The 16805-nt window shown below is 59.6% G+C and carries 13 protein-coding genes; 11 read left to right on the forward strand and 2 right to left on the reverse strand.

Annotated elements, in window-relative coordinates:
• Positions 1-153: 153 nt before the first annotated feature.
• The 7 genes from H146_RS0107920 to H146_RS20225 all read left to right on the forward strand — a co-directional run bounded on the left by H146_RS0107920 (position 154) and on the right by H146_RS20225 (position 11909).
• Entirely contained in the window at positions 154-3234 is a 3081-nt protein-coding gene (locus tag H146_RS0107920) for a beta strand repeat-containing protein (protein ID WP_019951343.1), read from the forward strand.
• A 117-nt stretch (positions 3235-3351) separates the two neighbouring features.
• The gene (locus tag H146_RS0107925; RefSeq protein ID WP_019951344.1) at positions 3352-4149 is read left to right on the forward strand and encodes a SapC family protein; all 798 of its coding nucleotides are present in this window, start codon (positions 3352-3354) and stop codon (positions 4147-4149) included.
• An 81-nt stretch (positions 4150-4230) separates the two neighbouring features.
• A complete protein-coding gene (locus tag H146_RS0107930; protein WP_019951345.1) occupies positions 4231-4443 on the forward strand; it encodes a DUF6447 family protein in 213 nt (70 codons plus the stop codon).
• Positions 4444-4565: 122 nt separating this feature from the next.
• Positions 4566-5942: a DUF6056 family protein gene (locus tag H146_RS0107935; protein ID WP_019951346.1), complete on the forward strand. Its 1377-nt coding sequence runs from the start codon at positions 4566-4568 to the stop codon at positions 5940-5942.
• Positions 5943-6069: 127 nt separating this feature from the next.
• A complete protein-coding gene (locus tag H146_RS20220) occupies positions 6070-7590 on the forward strand; it encodes a trypsin-like serine protease (RefSeq protein ID WP_019951347.1) in 1521 nt (506 codons plus the stop codon).
• 748 nt (positions 7591-8338) lie between these two features.
• On the forward strand, positions 8339-9865 hold the full coding sequence (locus tag H146_RS0107945; RefSeq protein WP_019951348.1) for a DUF6056 family protein: 1527 nt from the start codon (positions 8339-8341) through the stop codon (positions 9863-9865).
• Between the two features lie 343 nt (positions 9866-10208).
• Entirely contained in the window at positions 10209-11909 is a 1701-nt protein-coding gene (locus H146_RS20225; protein WP_245558703.1) for an esterase-like activity of phytase family protein, read from the forward strand.
• Between the two features lie 52 nt (positions 11910-11961).
• Here the strand turns inward: H146_RS20225 and H146_RS0107955 are convergent, their stop codons facing one another.
• Both H146_RS0107955 and H146_RS0107960 read right to left on the reverse strand, forming a co-directional pair.
• On the reverse strand, positions 11962-12948 hold the full coding sequence (locus H146_RS0107955; RefSeq protein WP_019951350.1) for a glycosyltransferase family 2 protein: 987 nt from the start codon (positions 12946-12948) through the stop codon (positions 11962-11964).
• Positions 12945-13304, reverse strand: a complete 360-nt coding sequence (locus tag H146_RS0107960) for a GtrA family protein (RefSeq protein WP_019951351.1) — start codon at positions 13302-13304, stop codon at positions 12945-12947. Before H146_RS0107960 ends, H146_RS0107955 begins: the two co-directional genes overlap by 4 nt.
• A 160-nt stretch (positions 13305-13464) precedes the next feature.
• On the opposite strand from H146_RS0107960, the gene rfbB reads away from it, so the two are divergent.
• From rfbB to rfbD, 4 genes are all read left to right on the forward strand, one after another.
• Positions 13465-14553, forward strand: coding sequence for a dTDP-glucose 4,6-dehydratase (rfbB, locus tag H146_RS0107965; protein WP_019951086.1), 1089 nt, complete (start codon positions 13465-13467; stop codon positions 14551-14553).
• Positions 14554-14588: 35 nt separating this feature from the next.
• Positions 14589-15470, forward strand: coding sequence for a glucose-1-phosphate thymidylyltransferase RfbA (gene rfbA, locus H146_RS0107970; protein ID WP_019951085.1), 882 nt, complete (start codon positions 14589-14591; stop codon positions 15468-15470).
• A 1-nt stretch (position 15471) separates the two neighbouring features.
• Positions 15472-16023: a dTDP-4-dehydrorhamnose 3,5-epimerase gene (rfbC, locus tag H146_RS0107975; RefSeq protein WP_019951084.1), complete on the forward strand. Its 552-nt coding sequence runs from the start codon at positions 15472-15474 to the stop codon at positions 16021-16023.
• An 8-nt stretch (positions 16024-16031) separates the two neighbouring features.
• A partial coding sequence (gene rfbD / locus H146_RS0107980; RefSeq protein ID WP_019951352.1) for a dTDP-4-dehydrorhamnose reductase occupies positions 16032-16805 on the forward strand: 774 nt, incomplete at its 3' end.

A 16805-nucleotide genomic window follows, 5' to 3' on the forward strand; every position in this document is an offset into this window, starting at 1 on the left:
ACCGCAACGATCGGCGCTGATCGCGGGGAAAGCCCTGATTTGTCCTCCACCAGCGTCGTGGTGGAGGCGGCGCAGGGAAATCACCCAACTGGATCCTGGCGTGGCGGGTGTCGCGCCCAATGCAATAAGTGCACAAGCAAGGAGATTGCCATAATGGCAACGATTAACTTCAATACCAGTTACTACCTTCAGGATAAGCTGGAACAGCTTCAGAACGGCGAAGATGCGGCCCAGTACTCCGACTGGACCACTCAGGACGTCGAGGAGGCCTTCTCGGCTGCCAATCTGACGCCCGAGCAGCACTATGAGCAGTTCGGTTCGGTTGAAGGTCTGAATCCCAGCCCGCAGTTCGACACCGACGCCTACCTGCAGGAGAAACTGGCTCAACTGCAGGACCAGGATGCTACTCAGGCCAACGGCGAGCCCTACGAAACCGCCGCTGATGTCCTCAATGCCTTCCGCGATGCTGGCCTTTCGCCGCTGGAGCACTATAACGAGTACGGCCAGGAAGAAGGTCTGACAGCGCCCGCGGTTCCCGGTAGTGGTGGAGACGACGGTGGTGAAGGTCCCGATGTGCCGACACCGGAATATACTGTCAACTTCGACTCTTCCGAGAAGAGCGGCAGCACCGTTACCGTCGGCGAAGATGGTAATCTCGTGCTGACAGACGTTTCTCAGGGCGACACTGTTAGTCACATCGGCAAGGCGCAGTACGACGAAACCGGGCAGTATCCGACCAGCTCCGACTTCCGTTTCACCCTGAGCAATCAGCTCAACTATGGGAATACTGAAGGTGGTGATACTTTCCAGGGCACTTTCCTCAGCCCGCTGCTGACCCCCACCGGCGGCATTGGTGACGGCTCCATTCTCGATCTGCGTTTCGCCGACCGTCTGGCGCCGGCCGATGATCCCTCGCAGACACTCAGCAACACCCAGGTCAACTACTTCGAGTTCACCTATAACGGTACCGAGTACCAGGTCAACGACGACAACACCAACGGTCTGCTGGGTCAGGCGCGTGACTACGACGCCCTGCTGGAAGCCATCGAAACCGGCATCGAAAACCTTCAGGAAGCCAACCCGGAGCTTTCCGGCCTGAGCGTTACCCGCGGCTCCACCTTCAGCGTCAACCAGTACGACCGCGAAACCGATAACCTCACCGGTGATGATGTGCAGGGTATCTCCATCGTGCTGAGCGCTCGTCAAGGCGATCTGGGTGGCTTCAGCGCCAACGTCACCAGCGTTGATGAAGGCGGCGTCGACTCCTACGCTCGTGCCTTCGACCAGACCACTACCGGCGTTGAGGGTCTGATCCAGACCACCCTCGACCTCAGTAACATCGGCTACGGCTCCCAGGGCGGCTCCGTTAACATCGCCGGTGAGTCCAACTCCAACGTTGGCGTCGAGAAGTTCAACGTCACCACCGAGAGTGGCGTTTGGCTGACCGAACTCAGCTCTACCGACACTGCCAACAACTCGGGCTTCGACCACCTCAAGGTTGTTGAGGTCAGTGGCAGTGGCTACTTCCGCGTCGGCCAGCAGAGCCAGAGCTGGGGCCACAGCAACAACCTGGGTGAGTACTTCACGCAAAATGCCCAGACCGCCGACTGGGTTAGCCCACTGGTAGCCGATACGACTGGCGGCGCTCAGGGCCTGACTAACGTTCAGGACCTCGACCTGACCGGTATCACCGGCAGCAGCGCCTCCTCGGCGATCAATGCTGCGATCGATAACCGCGTAATCGACCGCGACCTCAACCTGACCGACGTCAACGGCAATCCGGCACAGGACAACGTGGTGTACAACTACGACCTGACCGGCGGTGACGACGTGCTCAACATGGGTGTCGATGGCAGCGTGCTGGCCCAGTCCGACTTCGAGCTGGAAATCAGCACCGGTGCCGGCGCTGACGTTGTGCATCTCAGCAATGGCATCACTACCTCGGCTCAGCTGGTTAACCAGCAGCTCAATGACAACATCACCATCGACACCGGCGCCGGTAACGACCGCGTCTGGAGTGAAGGTGCAGGCAACGCCACCATCACCACAGGTTCCGGTGACGACCTGGTGCTGGCCGATAACAGCGGTGATCAGGCTGGAGTCGGCACTAACAGCGGTCGTGCCCAGTTCGTCTTCAACAATGCGACTCAGAACATCAATGATCTCGAGTCCAACAGCGATGTTGACCTGTCCAACGGCGCCAACGGCACTGCACAGAGCTTCACTATCAGCGGCCTGACCGGTGCTGCCACCATGGCCGTTCGGGTGAACTTCCAGGGCTTTGAAGCCGTTACCAACATCAACATTGCCAGCGGAAGCGTCAACGGCGACGGTGAAGCCAGCATTACTGCACTGCAAATCAATCAGGCGATCAAGTCGGCCATCAATGGTAACGATGTTCTGAAAGAGCTGCTGCAGGCGCAGGACGGCAACGGCAACTCGTTGATCGTTAATTCCCGCATCGACGGTGGTATGGAACTGAGCGATCTGAATATCAGCTTCAGCGGTCAGAATTCCGACGGTGAAGGTACGATTTCCTTCCCCGATCTCCTGAGCAATAACGGTACTGAAGACGATAACTCTGACGGCGTCTACGAAACCCAGTTTGGTCAGGACACTGTTGGTGGTACTGATACTGATGTCACTGGCGCTGACAGTACCGTCGAGAGCGACAATACCATCAATGTCGGCACCGGCACTGATGAGATCGTGCTCGGCACTGGCGCGAACAGCAACGATACTGTGGCATTCACCGACTACAACAATGGTTTCAACACCATTGTGAACTTCACTGACGGTGAGGTTGTGGGTAACGGTGCCGATGCAAACGATGGCGACATTCTCGACTTCACCAGCTATCTCGGTGGCAGCTCGAGCGGTCTGACCACCACTGCTGGCGCCCTGAACGATGATCAGATTGCACTGGTCAACAACTTCACCTCCACTGGTTCTGGTGACAATGCCATCAGCTTTGCTGACCTGAACGCCAGCAATCTGCTGCAAGCGCTTAACAGTGATTCCGGAACCTTCTCTGGTTTCTCTGCAGTCTCGGGTGATGCGGGCAGCAATGCTACCAACTACATCCTGCTGGTTGAGAGCGGCGGCACTGCCGGCGAGCACAAGGCGTTCCATCTGACGTCCAACGCGGAGTCGACAGATTTCGCATCTGCTCAACTGATCGGCACGATTGACTTCGGTGTTGATCAGAATTTCGATGCCACCAATTTTGCCTGATCTCCGTGTTTAGGTAATGAGCCTGGCTCGACAGAACCCCCCGCCCAAGGCGGGGGGTTTTTCATTTTTATCTTCTGCACAATGACCCCATCACTGCGCTTATCGGTTTGAACCCCCATGCCCCGCTATATCGCACTCAGTTCACTGCGCCATGCCGAGCACGGCTGGCTGGCAAACCCGGATTACACTTTCGCCGCTGAGCGGCCACTGGCCGAGCTGGTGGCCGAGGAGATGCCACACGCATTGCCCACCCTGCCGCTCGCCTTCCTGCCGGAGGGCGGGGAGTGGCGGCTGGTATCGCTGCTCTCTCTCGATGCCCGCCATAACCTCTTCGTTCACCCCGATGGCCGCTGGCTGGGGGGCTATATTCCTGCCGCCCTGCGCAGCTATCCTTTCGCCCTGCTGCCGGTCGAGAGGAGTGCAAAGAAGGCGCTCTGCTTCGACGAGGAGAGCGGCCTGCTGCTCGAGCACGCCGAGGGCGGGCAGCGCTTTTTTACCCCGGAGGGTGAACTCAACGGCTCGACGTATCAGGTAATGAATTTTCTGCAGCAGCTTGATCAGCGCCGCCGCACCACTCGCCGCGCGGTGACGCGGCTCGCCGAGGCGGAGCTGATCGTGCCCTGGGAAATCAGCCTGGATGGCGAGGAGGGCCAGCGGCAGGCGGTCGAGGGACTTTACAGGCTCGACGAGGCGGCGCTGCGCGCCCTGCCGGGCGAGAAGCTGAGCCAGCTGGCGGACGGCGGTGCGCTCTCTATCGCCTATGCCCAGCTCTTTTCCCAGCACCGCCTGCCGGGGCTCTCAAGGCTGGTGGCGCTGCAGAAAAAGCTCGGCGAACAGCAGCAGAGCGCGGTGGCGGATGTCGAGTCGCTGATGAACGAGGGCGACGACGACCTGACCTTCGATTTCGATAGCTGAACCGCCACTGGATGGCGCTATGAAGGTGTCGTCATGACGGCTAGACTACCCGCTTTTATGACAGCGAAAGGACAATATCCCATGGCACAGCAGGACAATACCGTCACCATCAATGGCAAACCCTACGTATGGAGCGAGCTCAGCGAAGCGGCGCGCGATCAGTTGACCAACCTGCGCGCCTGCGACGAGGAGATCGCCCGCCTCAAGCGTCAGCAGGCGATCGCCCAGGCAGCGCGTATGACCTACTCCCATCTGCTCGAACGTGAGTTGCCGGCTTCGGCCGAAAAGCACTGATCCGTTTGCCGGGTCAAGCCAGCCCTGATACGCCAATGGTCCGCTGACTGGGTGGCGGCGTGGGTGCTGTGGCCCGGGTGGGGGCAGCTGTTGGCGAACTTTATACGGGGCAGGGAGGGGCGATGACGTCAAGGGGAGTATCCGATCTGCGGCTGCGTTTGCTGCTGGGACTGGTGGCACTGTGCTGTCTCGCGACGGTGGGCTGGGTGCAGGCGCACCTGCCGCTCAACGGTGAGGATTACGCCTTTGCCCGGCCTTTTGAGGTGTGGCAGTGGGGGGCGCGTTTCGACTGGATCGTGTTCAAGATCGGCGTGCAGTTCAGCGACTGGAACGCCCGCTTTGGCGAGCAGCTGGCGATCATCTGGCTGAATATGCCGAGCGTGGTGTTCTGGCTGCTCGCGCTGGGCGCCTTTGTGGCCCTCAATCTGGTCATGGCGGCGCTACCCGAGCCCGGCCCCGGCACCCGCGGTAGTGCCTCGCGGGATGCCTTTTGGGTGCGCCTGGGTTGGTCGCTGGGCCTGTTGTTTCTGCTCTGGCCCGGTTTTGAGCTGTTTTTCTGGAAGACCATTATCGCTGGCTATCTGACCCCCATGGTGCTCTGTCTGCTGACGATACTGCCCTTTACTACTGCCGGCCGGCTGAGAAACATGACGTCGAGCGGCAGACGGCTGACGGCGGGCGCCGTGGTTGCCTTTCTGGCCGGCTGGTCGTTTGAAAACGTACCGGTGGCGCTGGTGGTCTATATGCTGGTCAGCTGGTTGCTGCTGCCCGACCGCTTTCGCCAGTGGCGTGCGCTGCTGCCACTGGGTGCGCTGTTAGCGGGCTGGACGATGCTGATGCTGGTGCCATCAACAATGCACCGCATTCACTACTATCGCGAGATTTTCGGTATTACCACCACCGGGCCGGCCTACTATCTGGATCGTGCCGGGCAGGTGACCGCCACTTTTTTCGACACCGCCTGGCCGCTGTTTCTGTTTGCCGTTATGGCGCTGATCGGGCTGGTGCTGCTGCATCGTACCGGGCGGATGCGTCGCGATGTCCGCTTTTGGCTGTTGATGCTACCTGCCCTGCTGACGGTCGGCTCGGTCGCCTCTGCGCCCTATACCGAGCCCCGCTCCTTCATGTTTGCCTGGGTCATCATGTTTGCTTTCGTGATCGAGGGCGCGCGGCTGGCCTGGCACTATCGGCCATCGCTGCGCTGGTTACTGGTGTTGGGGCTTTGCGGCGCGCTGTTCACCCAGGGGGTGGTGCTGGGCACCTATCAGCGCGTCGATGAAATTTTCGACAAGCGTATCGCCTATATCCAGTCTCCGGCGAACCAGGCGGTCTGCAGCAATGCCACCGAGCAGCGGCTGGCGATCGCACCTATCGAGGTGGATATTCCCTATCGCCTGTTCAACAACCGCGATGGTTGGGTGACGGGTAATCTGGATGCCATTGGCACCTACTACGGATGTCAACTGCGCCTTGCAGAAGAGGGTAGCGGCAGTGGCTGAGCGTTTTCCCCAGCAGAATGTGAGGCCATTGCCTAAAGCATGGCGTCCCGAGGTCGATAAAAAGACGGTAGTGAAATATCCTGTGTATTGTCGGACATTCTGAAACCTGCCTCCAGCGAGACGCCGCATGCCTACCATTGCCAGCGACACCGGCAGCAATGTCTCCCGCCCAGGGGATGGGTATGACGGGGTAGGGCGGGTCAGCACCGCTACGGCAGTTGGCAGCGGTACGCTGCTGGCCGGCGGCCAGGCGGTATTGACAGCCGCCCATGTAGTGGAAGGCGATGGCCCGATTCGCGTCGCTTTCGATAGTACGGCGGGGCGTCTCTGGATGTCGGTGGAAAGCATGCGTATCCACAGCGGATACAATGACGGCAACTTCTCCCACGACCTGGCGCTACTGTGGCTAAACGAAGAAGCGCCGCTCTTTATTCCCCGCTATGAGCTTTACCGCGACAACGATGAACTCGCCAGGATCGCTACCATTGTGGGTTACGGTGCCACCGGCAGTGGAACCAGTGGCTACATCCGCGGGGAAGGTGATCAACGCAGCCTGGTGCACAATCGCATCGATCTGTTCAACAGCGATCTTTCCCTTTCGAAGGCTCCCGCCGGTTCTCAACTGCTGGCCGATTTCGACGATGGTAGCTGGCGATATGACACCATTGGCAGGCTCGGCGGGGTGCAGAACACCGGGCTGGGCGATGCCGAGGGAGCCATTGCCCCGGGAGACAGCGGTGGCCCGGCCTTTATCGATGGCCTGCTGGCCGGCGTTGCCAGCTACATCGCCACCTTTACCTATGCCGGGGAGCGTCTGGATATCAATAATGAAACCGACAGCAGCTTCGGTGAGGTCATGGGCTGGCAGCGGGTCAGTCATTACCAGAGTTGGATTGACGATACGTTGGCCGGATTTTCCGGAAGCTCCGTGGACGATGAGGACGGCACGGCTATCGACATGATCGGTAGTGGCGGTGACGATTTGCTGCTGGCGGATAACGGCAGCGGCACCATGAGCGGGCTTGGAGGCAATGACCGTTTTTATGTCGGTTCCGGCGACCTTCGTATCGACGGTGGCGCCGGTACCGATGTGGTACGTGTCGACCTGCCGCTTGCAGCGGTTGTCGTCGGCGAACAGAATAACGGCGTCATTCGGCTTGAATCCGCTGCATTCGGTAGCGACAGGCTCGTCAATGTCGAACTGCTGCGTTTTGCCGACCAGGTGGTATTGACCCGGGAGCCCACCCACCACGCCAGTCAGCAGACGCTTTTCGATCCGGCCTTCTATCTGGCCGTCAACCCTGACGTGGCGCGGGCGGGCGTCGATCCGCTGACCCACTATCAACAGTGGGGCGCCGCCGAGGGACGCGATCCCAATGCCCTGTTCGACGAACGTTTCTATCGCCACGAGAACCCGGATGTCGATGCCGCCATTTCCCGTGGTGAGTTGAACAGTGGCTGGGAGCACTACAGTGCCTGGGGATGGCAGGAGAGTCGCCTGCCGTCGGCCTGGATGGATACCGAAGCCTATCTTCAGGACTATCCGGATATCGCGGCAGCCGGTGTTAACCCTTTCGAGCACTATTTGCGCTGGGGCATTGATGAAGGTCGTACTATCAGTGCCATCGATGGTGAATTGTGGGGCTAAGAGGTTGTTTCAGAACCGGCTTTTGCCGTCGAGAGCACCATGGGCGCTACTATTATCGCCATCCCGATAGACTCTTGCTTCAACCTCCTCGGCTGCTGGCACATGGCGGTGTTTTAAAATGCACTGTAATCCTGTTCGTCATTGGGGCCGCCCGGTTCATGGGAAAGATGAAAACACCAGGAAAACTCTAGAGCTATGTTTCGAAAACGTGGATTCCTGTAAGTTTTTTTATTTTTCTTTTGGAGATTTGTAGTTTTCATCTCAATTGGCCTGCTAGCAATTGGCCCTCCTTCTGATTTGTGTTTATGATAAGAGCCTGTCTCATCCTCGTGGGTGAGCGATGCTGTTGTCTGCATCTCTAGAGTCTTTCCAATAAGACTTGTCCGATTGGAGTTTGTCTGAGAATCAGGCGAGTTCAGTGCTTTTCAGACAGAATCTGGTACTTCCTTTTATTTGAATATTTTTCATGGAATGACTGGAGTGACAAGTGCCGTACGCCTGTCAAACGCAAATCAGTAGGCACTGAATAGAGAGGGCATTTCCTCTTCAGGACGTCAGGATGGAAGACAATTCGTGAAAACCGGAATGGCACGATCCCGAGTTGGCAGCACTCTGGTTGCTGAACAATCGAAGCTGGCGCATTGGCGTCATTGAGCGTTGTAAGGCCAACCTGCCCTCGGGAGTCTGTCTGAAATAGACAAGTAGGCCGATCATATTTCGATAACAAGCCCCAATATAATCATACTATATGAATGCTCTCATCCGTCTCCATGTCAACTCTTCGCAAATCCGCAGGCTGGTCGGCCTGTTGGTATTGCTGGCCTATGCGCTGTTCCTTGTCGTACAGCATTGGCAGGTATTTCCCTACCACGATGATTGGGGGTATGCGGTGCTTAGTTATGTTACCGAGCAGCGCGGATTTGCCGGACAGAATTTTTCACTGCAGCAGTATCTGGCATTTTTACACGATGAATACTTTAATTGGACAGGTCGTGTATTGGCCTTTTTTATTCAAATCGGTCTTTTTCGCATCGGCCTGGATGCTGTGCGTATCGTTCAGATTGTTCTTCTTTTTTTGATTCCGCTGCTGAGCCTGAAGGTTTTCAATTACGAAATTCTTCAGCGTGCGGCCATTGTATGGCCGATACTCTGCTTTTGCGCTCTCCCTCCATTTGTCACTGTCGGCGGACTTTACTGGTTTTCAGCTTCTATCGCTTATGTCTGGGGAATTGTGCCACTACTTTTGGGTGCCTGGCGTATGCGTGTTGTCGGATATCCCGATATGCTATCTTCGCTTCTGATAGCCTTTGCGGCGCTTTTTCAGGAACAGATGGCGATCGCAGCGCTGATTTTTTTGGCGACATTTGCGGTTGTCGAGTGGTGCCGTAAGTCGCAGGTGAGCGTCTGGCGCTGTGCCATTTATGCCATACCGAGTGTCATGGCTGCCATAGCGGTAGTGCTGTCGCCGGGAAACTTCGCACGTAGCCACGCTACCAACAGGACAGGTTCTCTTTTAAGCGGTTTTGGCGACAATTTTCAGACACTGGGGCAATATTTGTCAGGTGCGGGAGAGAGTCACGCCTTTCTTGCCATATTGCTGATATTGCTGGCCACCTTGCTGCCGGATTGTTTAAAAGGACGATTATCGCGTGGTCATGTTGTCATAATCACAATGGCAGTCGTGCTGGGCCTTGTGGTTTTGTGCCTGACAGTGCCCGCAGCGGGAGCCTGGGCGCTTGTGATATTGCTGGCAGCAGCGCTGATATGGAGTGCGGTCCATGGTGATATTCCGCTGACGGTGGCCTGCTGCGGTATGGCGGCATTGGGATCGCTGCTGCTACTGCTGGTATCGCCAAGTGTATCAGGACGCTCGTTGCTTCCTTTCTATTTTCTGATGTTTGTGCCTGCAAGTTATACACTACAACGCTTTTTCAGCAGTGCCGTCAACATTCGCAGGTGGTTCAGGTCGTTTGTAGTCATTACACTTCTTGTAGTGGTTGGTGCGGCCCTGGTGCAAACCCTGAATACCTATGAAGGCTATGCTCTCAATCAACCGGTCAATCAGGAAAATCAGAGGCAGTTTCAGTCAGCGCAGCAACTGTTATCGAGTGCGACATCATCGGAGTTGACTCCCGTTCTGCTTCTCCATAGATTGCCCGATGATCAGTATGCCGAAACCATGCCTTATGAGAGACCGCTGATTGAAAAGTGGATGAAAAAATTTTACGAACTACCGAGTGATTCAGTACTGATCTGGTTGTCTCCCCAAAAGTAAAGGCGAATAGCTGAATTTTAAGGCACTGGGTTGAGGTAGTGATAAGAGTGCGTTTCAGAATCTGCTCTCGGCGGCAGAAGCTGGTTCTGAAATGCACTCTAAGTCTTTCAATTACTCACAAGCCGATGATGCGCCTGGATTCGTAGCGCTGAATCCTGCGGCGAGGTCAGCAAGGCAGGCGGGGGATAGCGTCGTTGCTCCGGGGCGCCCGGCGGGATGGACACTATCTTCACAGGTCGTCATCAAGGGGAGCGGTCTCAAAAAACTGTGATGGCGTCGTCACAGCGGTGTCACTGTTCCGAAGGAGTATAGGCTTTCCAGTTCACTCAGGGAGATGGTCGATATGCCGACCCGCAGTCACGATACCCTTCGTTTTTCCTCCAGCAGTGTTGTCCAGCAGGCTGCTGCCGAGACCGATAGCCTGCCAATGATCGGCGCGGCATCCTTTATCGGTATGACGACGCTGGCCGATGGTCTGAGCTTTCAGGGTACGCCGCTGGGTGGGCTTTCGGGTCTGGTACGAGACGGCAGTGGCGGCTATCTGGCGATCTCCGATGACCGCTCCGATCTTGCCTCGGCACGCTTTTACAGCTTGCGCATGGATCTCGGCGATGGCCGGCTGGATGACGGCGATGTTTACTTCACCGACGTTACCAGCCTGCGCCGCGATGACGGCGATTTTTTCGACACCGGCATGATCGATCCCGAAGGCATCGCCTGGCGGGAAGACGGCACCCTCTATGTCAGCTCCGAGGGTGACAGCAGCCAGGGCATCGCGCCCTTTATCGGTCATTTCGGCCGTGATGGTCAGCTACTTTCGCAGTTGGAGCTGCCGCAGGCCTTTATTCCCGATGGCGAGGGCACTTATGGGGTTCGCAACAACCAGGCACTGGAGAGCCTGACCCTGACGCCGGACGGCGACACGTTGTTCAGCGCGACCGAACAGGCGCTGGTGCAGGATGGTCCTGCCGGTGACAGCGAAAGTGGCAGCTCCTCGCGCATCCTGCAGTACGACGTTCAAACCGGCCGGGTCGAACACCAGTATGTTTATCCCACCGAAGCCAATCAGTTCGGCCTGGTCGAGATGATTGCGCTGGACGATCAGCACCTGCTGGCGCTGGAGCGCAACTACTTTCCCGATGTGGGCAACACCATTCGTTTGTACGAGATCGACCTGAGCAACGCCAGTGACATCAACGGCGTCGACAGCCTCGAGGGCGTGCAGAACGTTCGTCCGGCCGACAAACGGCTGGTCGCCGACCTGGGCGATTACGGTATTCAGCCCGACAATGTCGAAGGCATGTCGTTGGGGCCGAGACTGGCGGATGGCCGCCAGAGCCTGGTGCTGGTCTCCGACAACAACTTCAATGACAGCCAGGATACCCAGTTCATCGCGCTGGCGTTGATGCGCAATGAAAGGCTCGACGGCAGCAGCGGGCGGGATGTGCTGGTCAGCGGGCCGGGCGACGATCTGATTCGCGGCGGGGCCGATGTCGATACCGTGCGTTTCGCCGGTAGCGCCGAGGCGGCGGTTCTGACGCACGATGACGATGGTCGCCTCACTGTGTCTTCTCCGCAGGGCGGTAGCGATACCCTGGAAGGGGTCGAGCTGCTGCGTTTCGATGATGGCGTGCGGCTGGCGGTGCCGTCGTCGCTGAGTGAAAAGTCGCCCGGTTTCGATAGCGCGCTCTACCTTGCGGCCAATCCTGATGTGGCGGAGGCGGTGGCGCGGGGTAAGATCGATGCACTGACGCACTATCAGCAGTATGGTGCCGCTGAGGGTCGGGACCCCAATGCTCTCTTTGACGAAACGGCCTATCTGGAGGCCAATGCCGATGTGGCCGCTGCTGTCGAGCGCGACGAACTGGCCAGCGGCTGGCAGCACTATCTTGAGTGGGGTTGGCAGGAGGGGCGCGACGCTTCGGATGTATTTCATACCGCTGAATATCTGGAGGAGAACCCCGATATCCTGCTGGCGGGTGTCAATCCCGTGGAGCACTGGCTGCAGTATGGCCAGAGCGAAGGCCGCGAGCTGGTAGGGTAGGGTGCCAGGACGGCTGAATCGCTGATCTGCATCGGTGGCGCGGGCTGACGCGTTATTCCGCCCCGGCTGTTGTTTGAGGGGGTGGCGTATCTGCCTGTTGGCCTGCGTTATTGGTCTGCGCGCTCACCTTGTGACGGATGATATAGCGCGGCCTTTGTTTGCTCTCCATATAGATGCGACCGATATATTCGCCCAGCACGCCGATGCCGATCAGTTGAATGCCGCCGAGAAACAGGATGGCGCTCATCAGTGACGGGTAGCCGGGCACCGGGTTGCCGTTGATCAGTTTGTCGAGCACCATCCAGCCGGTGTAGAGAAAGGCGCAACCGGCCACGCTGCCGCCCAGATAGGTCCAGATGCGCAGCGGCACGGTGGAAAACGAGGTAATCCCCTCCAGCGCCAGGTTCCACAGTTTCCAGCCGTTGAACTTGCTCTTGCCGGCGGCGCGCAGCGGCCGGTCGTATTCGACCACTGTGGTTTCAAAGCCTACCCAGCCCAGCAGCCCCTTCATGAACAGTTGCCGCTCCGGCATGGCGCGCAGCGCTTCGACCACCTGTCGTGACATCAGCCTGAAATCGCCCACGTTCTCTTCTATTGGCGTGCTGCTGATGGCGTTATTGAGCCGATAGAACATCAGTGCGGTGCGCCGCTTGAGGTGGCTGTCGTGGCTGCGGTCGCGCCGCTTGGCGAGTACCACATCGAAGCCCGCCTGCCAGCGCTCGATCAGCTGCGGAATAACCTCGATGGGGTCCTGCAGATCGACATCCATGGGGATGACGGCGTCGCCGCCGGCGTGTTCGATGCCGGCGATCAGCGCCGCTTCCTTGCCGAAATTGCGCGAAAAGGTAATGGCGCCGACCAGCGAGTCGCGCTGCGCCAGCTCGGCAATGAGTTCGGCGGTGCGGTCCCGGCTGCCGTCATCGATGAACAGAATCTCGAACTGCTGTTCGGGATTATCCAGCTGTTCGCGCACGGTAGTATGGAAAAGCGCGACGCTCTCTTCTTCGTTAAAGACGGGAACGATCAGGGTAACGATCATGCGCGGCTCCGAAATACCAGAAAACGTGAGAAGAGAAAGCCGAGTACCAGGCTCAGTGCCGAGAAGCCGATCAGGGTCAGTAGTGGGTGCAGGCTGATGGCGTCGGCGGCCCATCCGAACCCCCAGCTCAGCACCCCCATGAAAGCCACGAAGGCTATATAGCGCGGTGTGGTGGCCTCGCTTTTGAAGGTCCAGCGGGCGTTGGCGAAAAACGAGAAGGTCGCTGCGGTCAGGTAGCCGGCGAGGTTGGCGAGCGACTGACTGCCCAAAAGTGCAAAAAGCAGCAGAAAGGTAAGCCAGTGAATGGTGGTGTTGAGAATACCGATCAGGGCGTAGCGAACAAACTGATTTTGCATGAGGTAGCGTTGAACCAGCGGTGTCAGGGTGTTGAGAATCGGCGACCGGGAGCATAACTCTATCATGCGACCATTGGCAGCGGGCGATTTTAAAGGCCTGTTGCTTTTACTGATAATGGTGAAGTTTTAGACTGACCCGCTTTCCACCATAGAGGCCGCGATGAAAATTCTTGTAACCGGCGGTGCCGGCTTTATCGGTTCGGCGGTCATTCGCTATCTGATCAATGAGACCGAACACAGCGTGGTCAACGTCGACAAGCTGACCTACGCCGGCAACCTGGCCTCATTGGGTCAGTCGGCCGAGAGCCCGCGCTACGCCTTCGAGCGGCTCGATATCGCCGATGCCGATGGCCTCAATGCGACTTTCGAGCGCCATCGGCCCGATGCGGTCATGCATCTGGCCGCGGAGAGCCACGTGGACCGCTCGATTCACGGCCCCGCCGATTTCATTCATACCAACCTGGTCGGCACCGGCGTGCTGCTGGAGGCGGCGCGGCGCTACTTCGAGGCGCTGCCCGCCGCGCGCCGCGCGGCGTTTCGCTTCCATCATGTGTCCACCGATGAGGTCTACGGCGATCTCGACGGCCCCGAGGGGCTTTTCACCGAAGAGACCCCCTATGCGCCCAGCTCGCCCTATTCGGCCAGCAAGGCGGGCTCCGACCACCTGGTGCGCGCCTGGCACCGCACCTATGGGCTGCCGGTGCTGGTCACCAACTGCTCCAATAATTACGGCCCCTTCCATTTCCCCGAAAAGCTGATCCCGCTGATCATCCTCAACGCCCGCGCCGGCCGGCCATTGCCGGTATATGGCGACGGTGGCCAGGTGCGCGACTGGCTCTATGTGGAGGACCATGCCCGGGCGCTGGTGCGCGTGCTGGAAGCCGGCGAGGTGGGGGAGACCTATAACATCGGCGGCCACAACGAGCACCGTAATCTCGAGGTGGTCGAGCGCATCTGCGCGCTGCTGGAGGAGTTGGCGCCCACTCACCCCGAGGGCGTGGCGCGCTACGCTGACCTGATCACCTACGTCACCGACCGGCCCGGCCATGACAGACGCTACGCCATCGACGCGGAAAAGATCGAGCGTGAGCTGGGCTGGCGCCCGCAGGAGTCCTTCGACTCCGGCCTGCGCAAAACGGTTGCCTGGTATCTAAACAACGACGACTGGATTGCCGGTGTGACCAGCGGCGCCTACCGCGAATGGACCGAGCGCCAATATGGGGCGCCGCCGGGCAGCGGTACACCATAAGGGCAGCAGGCATCCAAAAGGACGGATCTTCCGATATGAAACGAAAAGGCATTATTCTGGCCGGCGGCTCCGGCACCCGGCTGCATCCGGTAACCCTGGCAACCTCCAAGCAGCTGCTGCCGGTGTATGACAAGCCGATGATCTACTATCCGCTCTCCACCCTGATGCTGGCGGGCATTGACGAGATTCTGATTATCTCCACCCCCCGCGACACGCCGCGCTTCGAGGAGCTGCTGGGCGACGGCCGCCAGTGGGGCATTCGCATCGAGTACGCCGTGCAGCCCTCGCCTGATGGTCTGGCGCAGGCGTTCATTATTGCCGAGGATTTCCTCGCCGGCGCGCCGAGCTGCCTGGTGCTGGGCGACAACGTTTTTTACGGCCACGACTTCCAGCCGCTGCTGGAGCGCGCCATGGCGCAGGAAAGCGGTGCCAGCGTGTTCGCCTATCATGTTAACGATCCGGAGCGCTACGGCGTGGTCGATTTCGATGAGAACGGCCGCGCTACGTCGCTGGAAGAGAAACCGGCGGTGCCGAAATCGTCCTATGCGGTCACCGGGCTCTACTTCTACGACAGCGACGTGGTCGAGATGGCGAAAAATCTCGAACCCTCCGACCGCGGCGAGCTGGAGATCACCGACATCAACCGGCTCTATATGGCGCGCGGCGATCTGCAGGTCGAGATGATGGGGCGCGGCTTTGCCTGGCTGGATACCGGCACCCACGATTCGCTGCTGGAGGCCTCGCACTTCGTCGCCACCCTCGAACATCGCCAGGGGCTCAAGCTCTGCTGCCCGGAAGAGATCGCCTGGCGCCGGGGCTGGATCGATACCGAGGCGCTGCTGGCGCTCGCCGCGCCGCTGGCCAAGAGCGGCTACGGCCGGTATCTGCAACAAACCGTCAAGGCGGAGCGACGCTGATATGCAGGCTATCGAGACCGAACTGCCGGAAGTCGTGATTCTGGCGCCGAAGGTGTTCGGCGACGAGCGCGGCTTTTTCATGGAGAGCTTCAACCGCCGCGCCTTCGAGGCGGCCACCGGCTGTCGGCGCGAGTTCGTGCAGGACAACCACTCGCGCTCGCGCGGTGGCGTGCTGCGCGGCATTCACTACCAGCTGGAACAGACCCAGGGCAAGCTGGTGCGGGTGACCCACGGCCGGGTGTTCGACGTGGCGGTCGATCTGCGCCGCGCCTCGCCCCGTTTCGGGCAGTGGACCGGAGTCGAGCTTAGCGGCGACAACCACCGCCAGCTGTGGGTACCGGAAGGCTTCGGCCACGCCTTTCTGGTGCTCTCCGAGCAGGCCGATTTTCTCTACAAGGCGACCGATTTCTATCATCCCGCCTCGGAGCGCTCGATTCGCTTTGACGACCCGCAGATCGGCATTGTATGGCCCGAGGCGCAGGCCGCTGAGATGGCCCTTTCCGACAAGGATCGCGCCGCACCGCTGCTGGCCGATGCCGAGGTATTCGAATGAGCAATGGCATGGAAACCGGTGAACCTCTCGACTATCTGATTCTGGGCGCCAACGGCCAGGTGGGGCGCGAGCTGAGCCGGGCACTGCAGCCCTTCGGCCACGGCCGCGCGCTGGGCCGCGCCGAGTGCGACCTGGCACACCCCGGGGCAGTGGCCGAGACGGTGCACCGGCTGAAGCCGAAGGTGGTGGTCAATGCCGCCGCCTGGACGGCGGTGGACCGCGCCGAAGAGGAGCCCGACCGGGCGCACCGCCTCAACGCCGGCGCGGTGGCGGAGCTGGCCGGCGCCTGTGCCGAAAGCGGCGCCGCACTGGTGCACTACTCGACCGATTACGTGTTCGAGGGCAGCGGCGAGACGCCGCACGGCATCGACGCGCCGCTGGCGCCGCGCTCGGTGTATGGCCGTACCAAGCTGGAGGGTGAGCGGGCGATCGCCGCCGCCGCTGCCAAAGCGATGGTGCTGCGCACCAGCTGGGTATACGCCGCCCATGGCCACAACTTCGTGCGCACCATGCTGCGGGTCGGGCGCGAGCGCGATCAGCTGAAGGTGATCGATGACCAGATCGGTGCGCCTACCTGGGCGGCCACCATCGCCGACACCACGGCGCTGGCACTGCACGACTGGCGCCGCAGCGGCTGGGCCGACGACCGCGCCGGTAGCTGGCACCTGACTGCCGCCGGCGCGGTAAGCTGGCACGGCTTTGCGGTAGCGATTTTCGAGGAAGCGGTGGCGCTCGGGATCATGGGCGCCGACGAGGTGCCGCAGGTGGTCGCGATTCCTTCC

This window comes from Kushneria aurantia DSM 21353 (genome assembly GCF_000382245.1).
Lineage (GTDB): Bacteria > Pseudomonadota > Gammaproteobacteria > Pseudomonadales > Halomonadaceae > Kushneria > Kushneria aurantia.

Bases quoted from the DNA above. Each gene is read 5' to 3' on its own strand.
- H146_RS0107920 (WP_019951343.1), top strand. From the start codon at position 154: ATGGCAACGATTAACTTCAATACCAGTTACTACCTTCAGGATAAGCTG.
- H146_RS0107925 (WP_019951344.1), top strand. From the start codon at position 3,352: ATGCCCCGCTATATCGCACTCAGTTCACTGCGCCATGCCGAGCACGGC.
- H146_RS0107930 (WP_019951345.1), top strand. From the start codon at position 4,231: ATGGCACAGCAGGACAATACCGTCACCATCAATGGCAAACCCTACGTA.
- H146_RS0107935 (WP_019951346.1), top strand. From the start codon at position 4,566: ATGACGTCAAGGGGAGTATCCGATCTGCGGCTGCGTTTGCTGCTGGGA.
- H146_RS20220 (WP_019951347.1), top strand. From the start codon at position 6,070: ATGCCTACCATTGCCAGCGACACCGGCAGCAATGTCTCCCGCCCAGGG.
- H146_RS0107945 (WP_019951348.1), top strand. From the start codon at position 8,339: ATGAATGCTCTCATCCGTCTCCATGTCAACTCTTCGCAAATCCGCAGG.
- H146_RS20225 (WP_245558703.1), top strand. From the start codon at position 10,209: ATGCCGACCCGCAGTCACGATACCCTTCGTTTTTCCTCCAGCAGTGTT.
- H146_RS0107955 (WP_019951350.1), bottom strand. From the start codon at position 12,948: ATGATCGTTACCCTGATCGTTCCCGTCTTTAACGAAGAAGAGAGCGTC.
- H146_RS0107960 (WP_019951351.1), bottom strand. From the start codon at position 13,304: ATGCAAAATCAGTTTGTTCGCTACGCCCTGATCGGTATTCTCAACACC.
- rfbB (WP_019951086.1), top strand. From the start codon at position 13,465: ATGAAAATTCTTGTAACCGGCGGTGCCGGCTTTATCGGTTCGGCGGTC.
- rfbA (WP_019951085.1), top strand. From the start codon at position 14,589: ATGAAACGAAAAGGCATTATTCTGGCCGGCGGCTCCGGCACCCGGCTG.
- rfbC (WP_019951084.1), top strand. From the start codon at position 15,472: ATGCAGGCTATCGAGACCGAACTGCCGGAAGTCGTGATTCTGGCGCCG.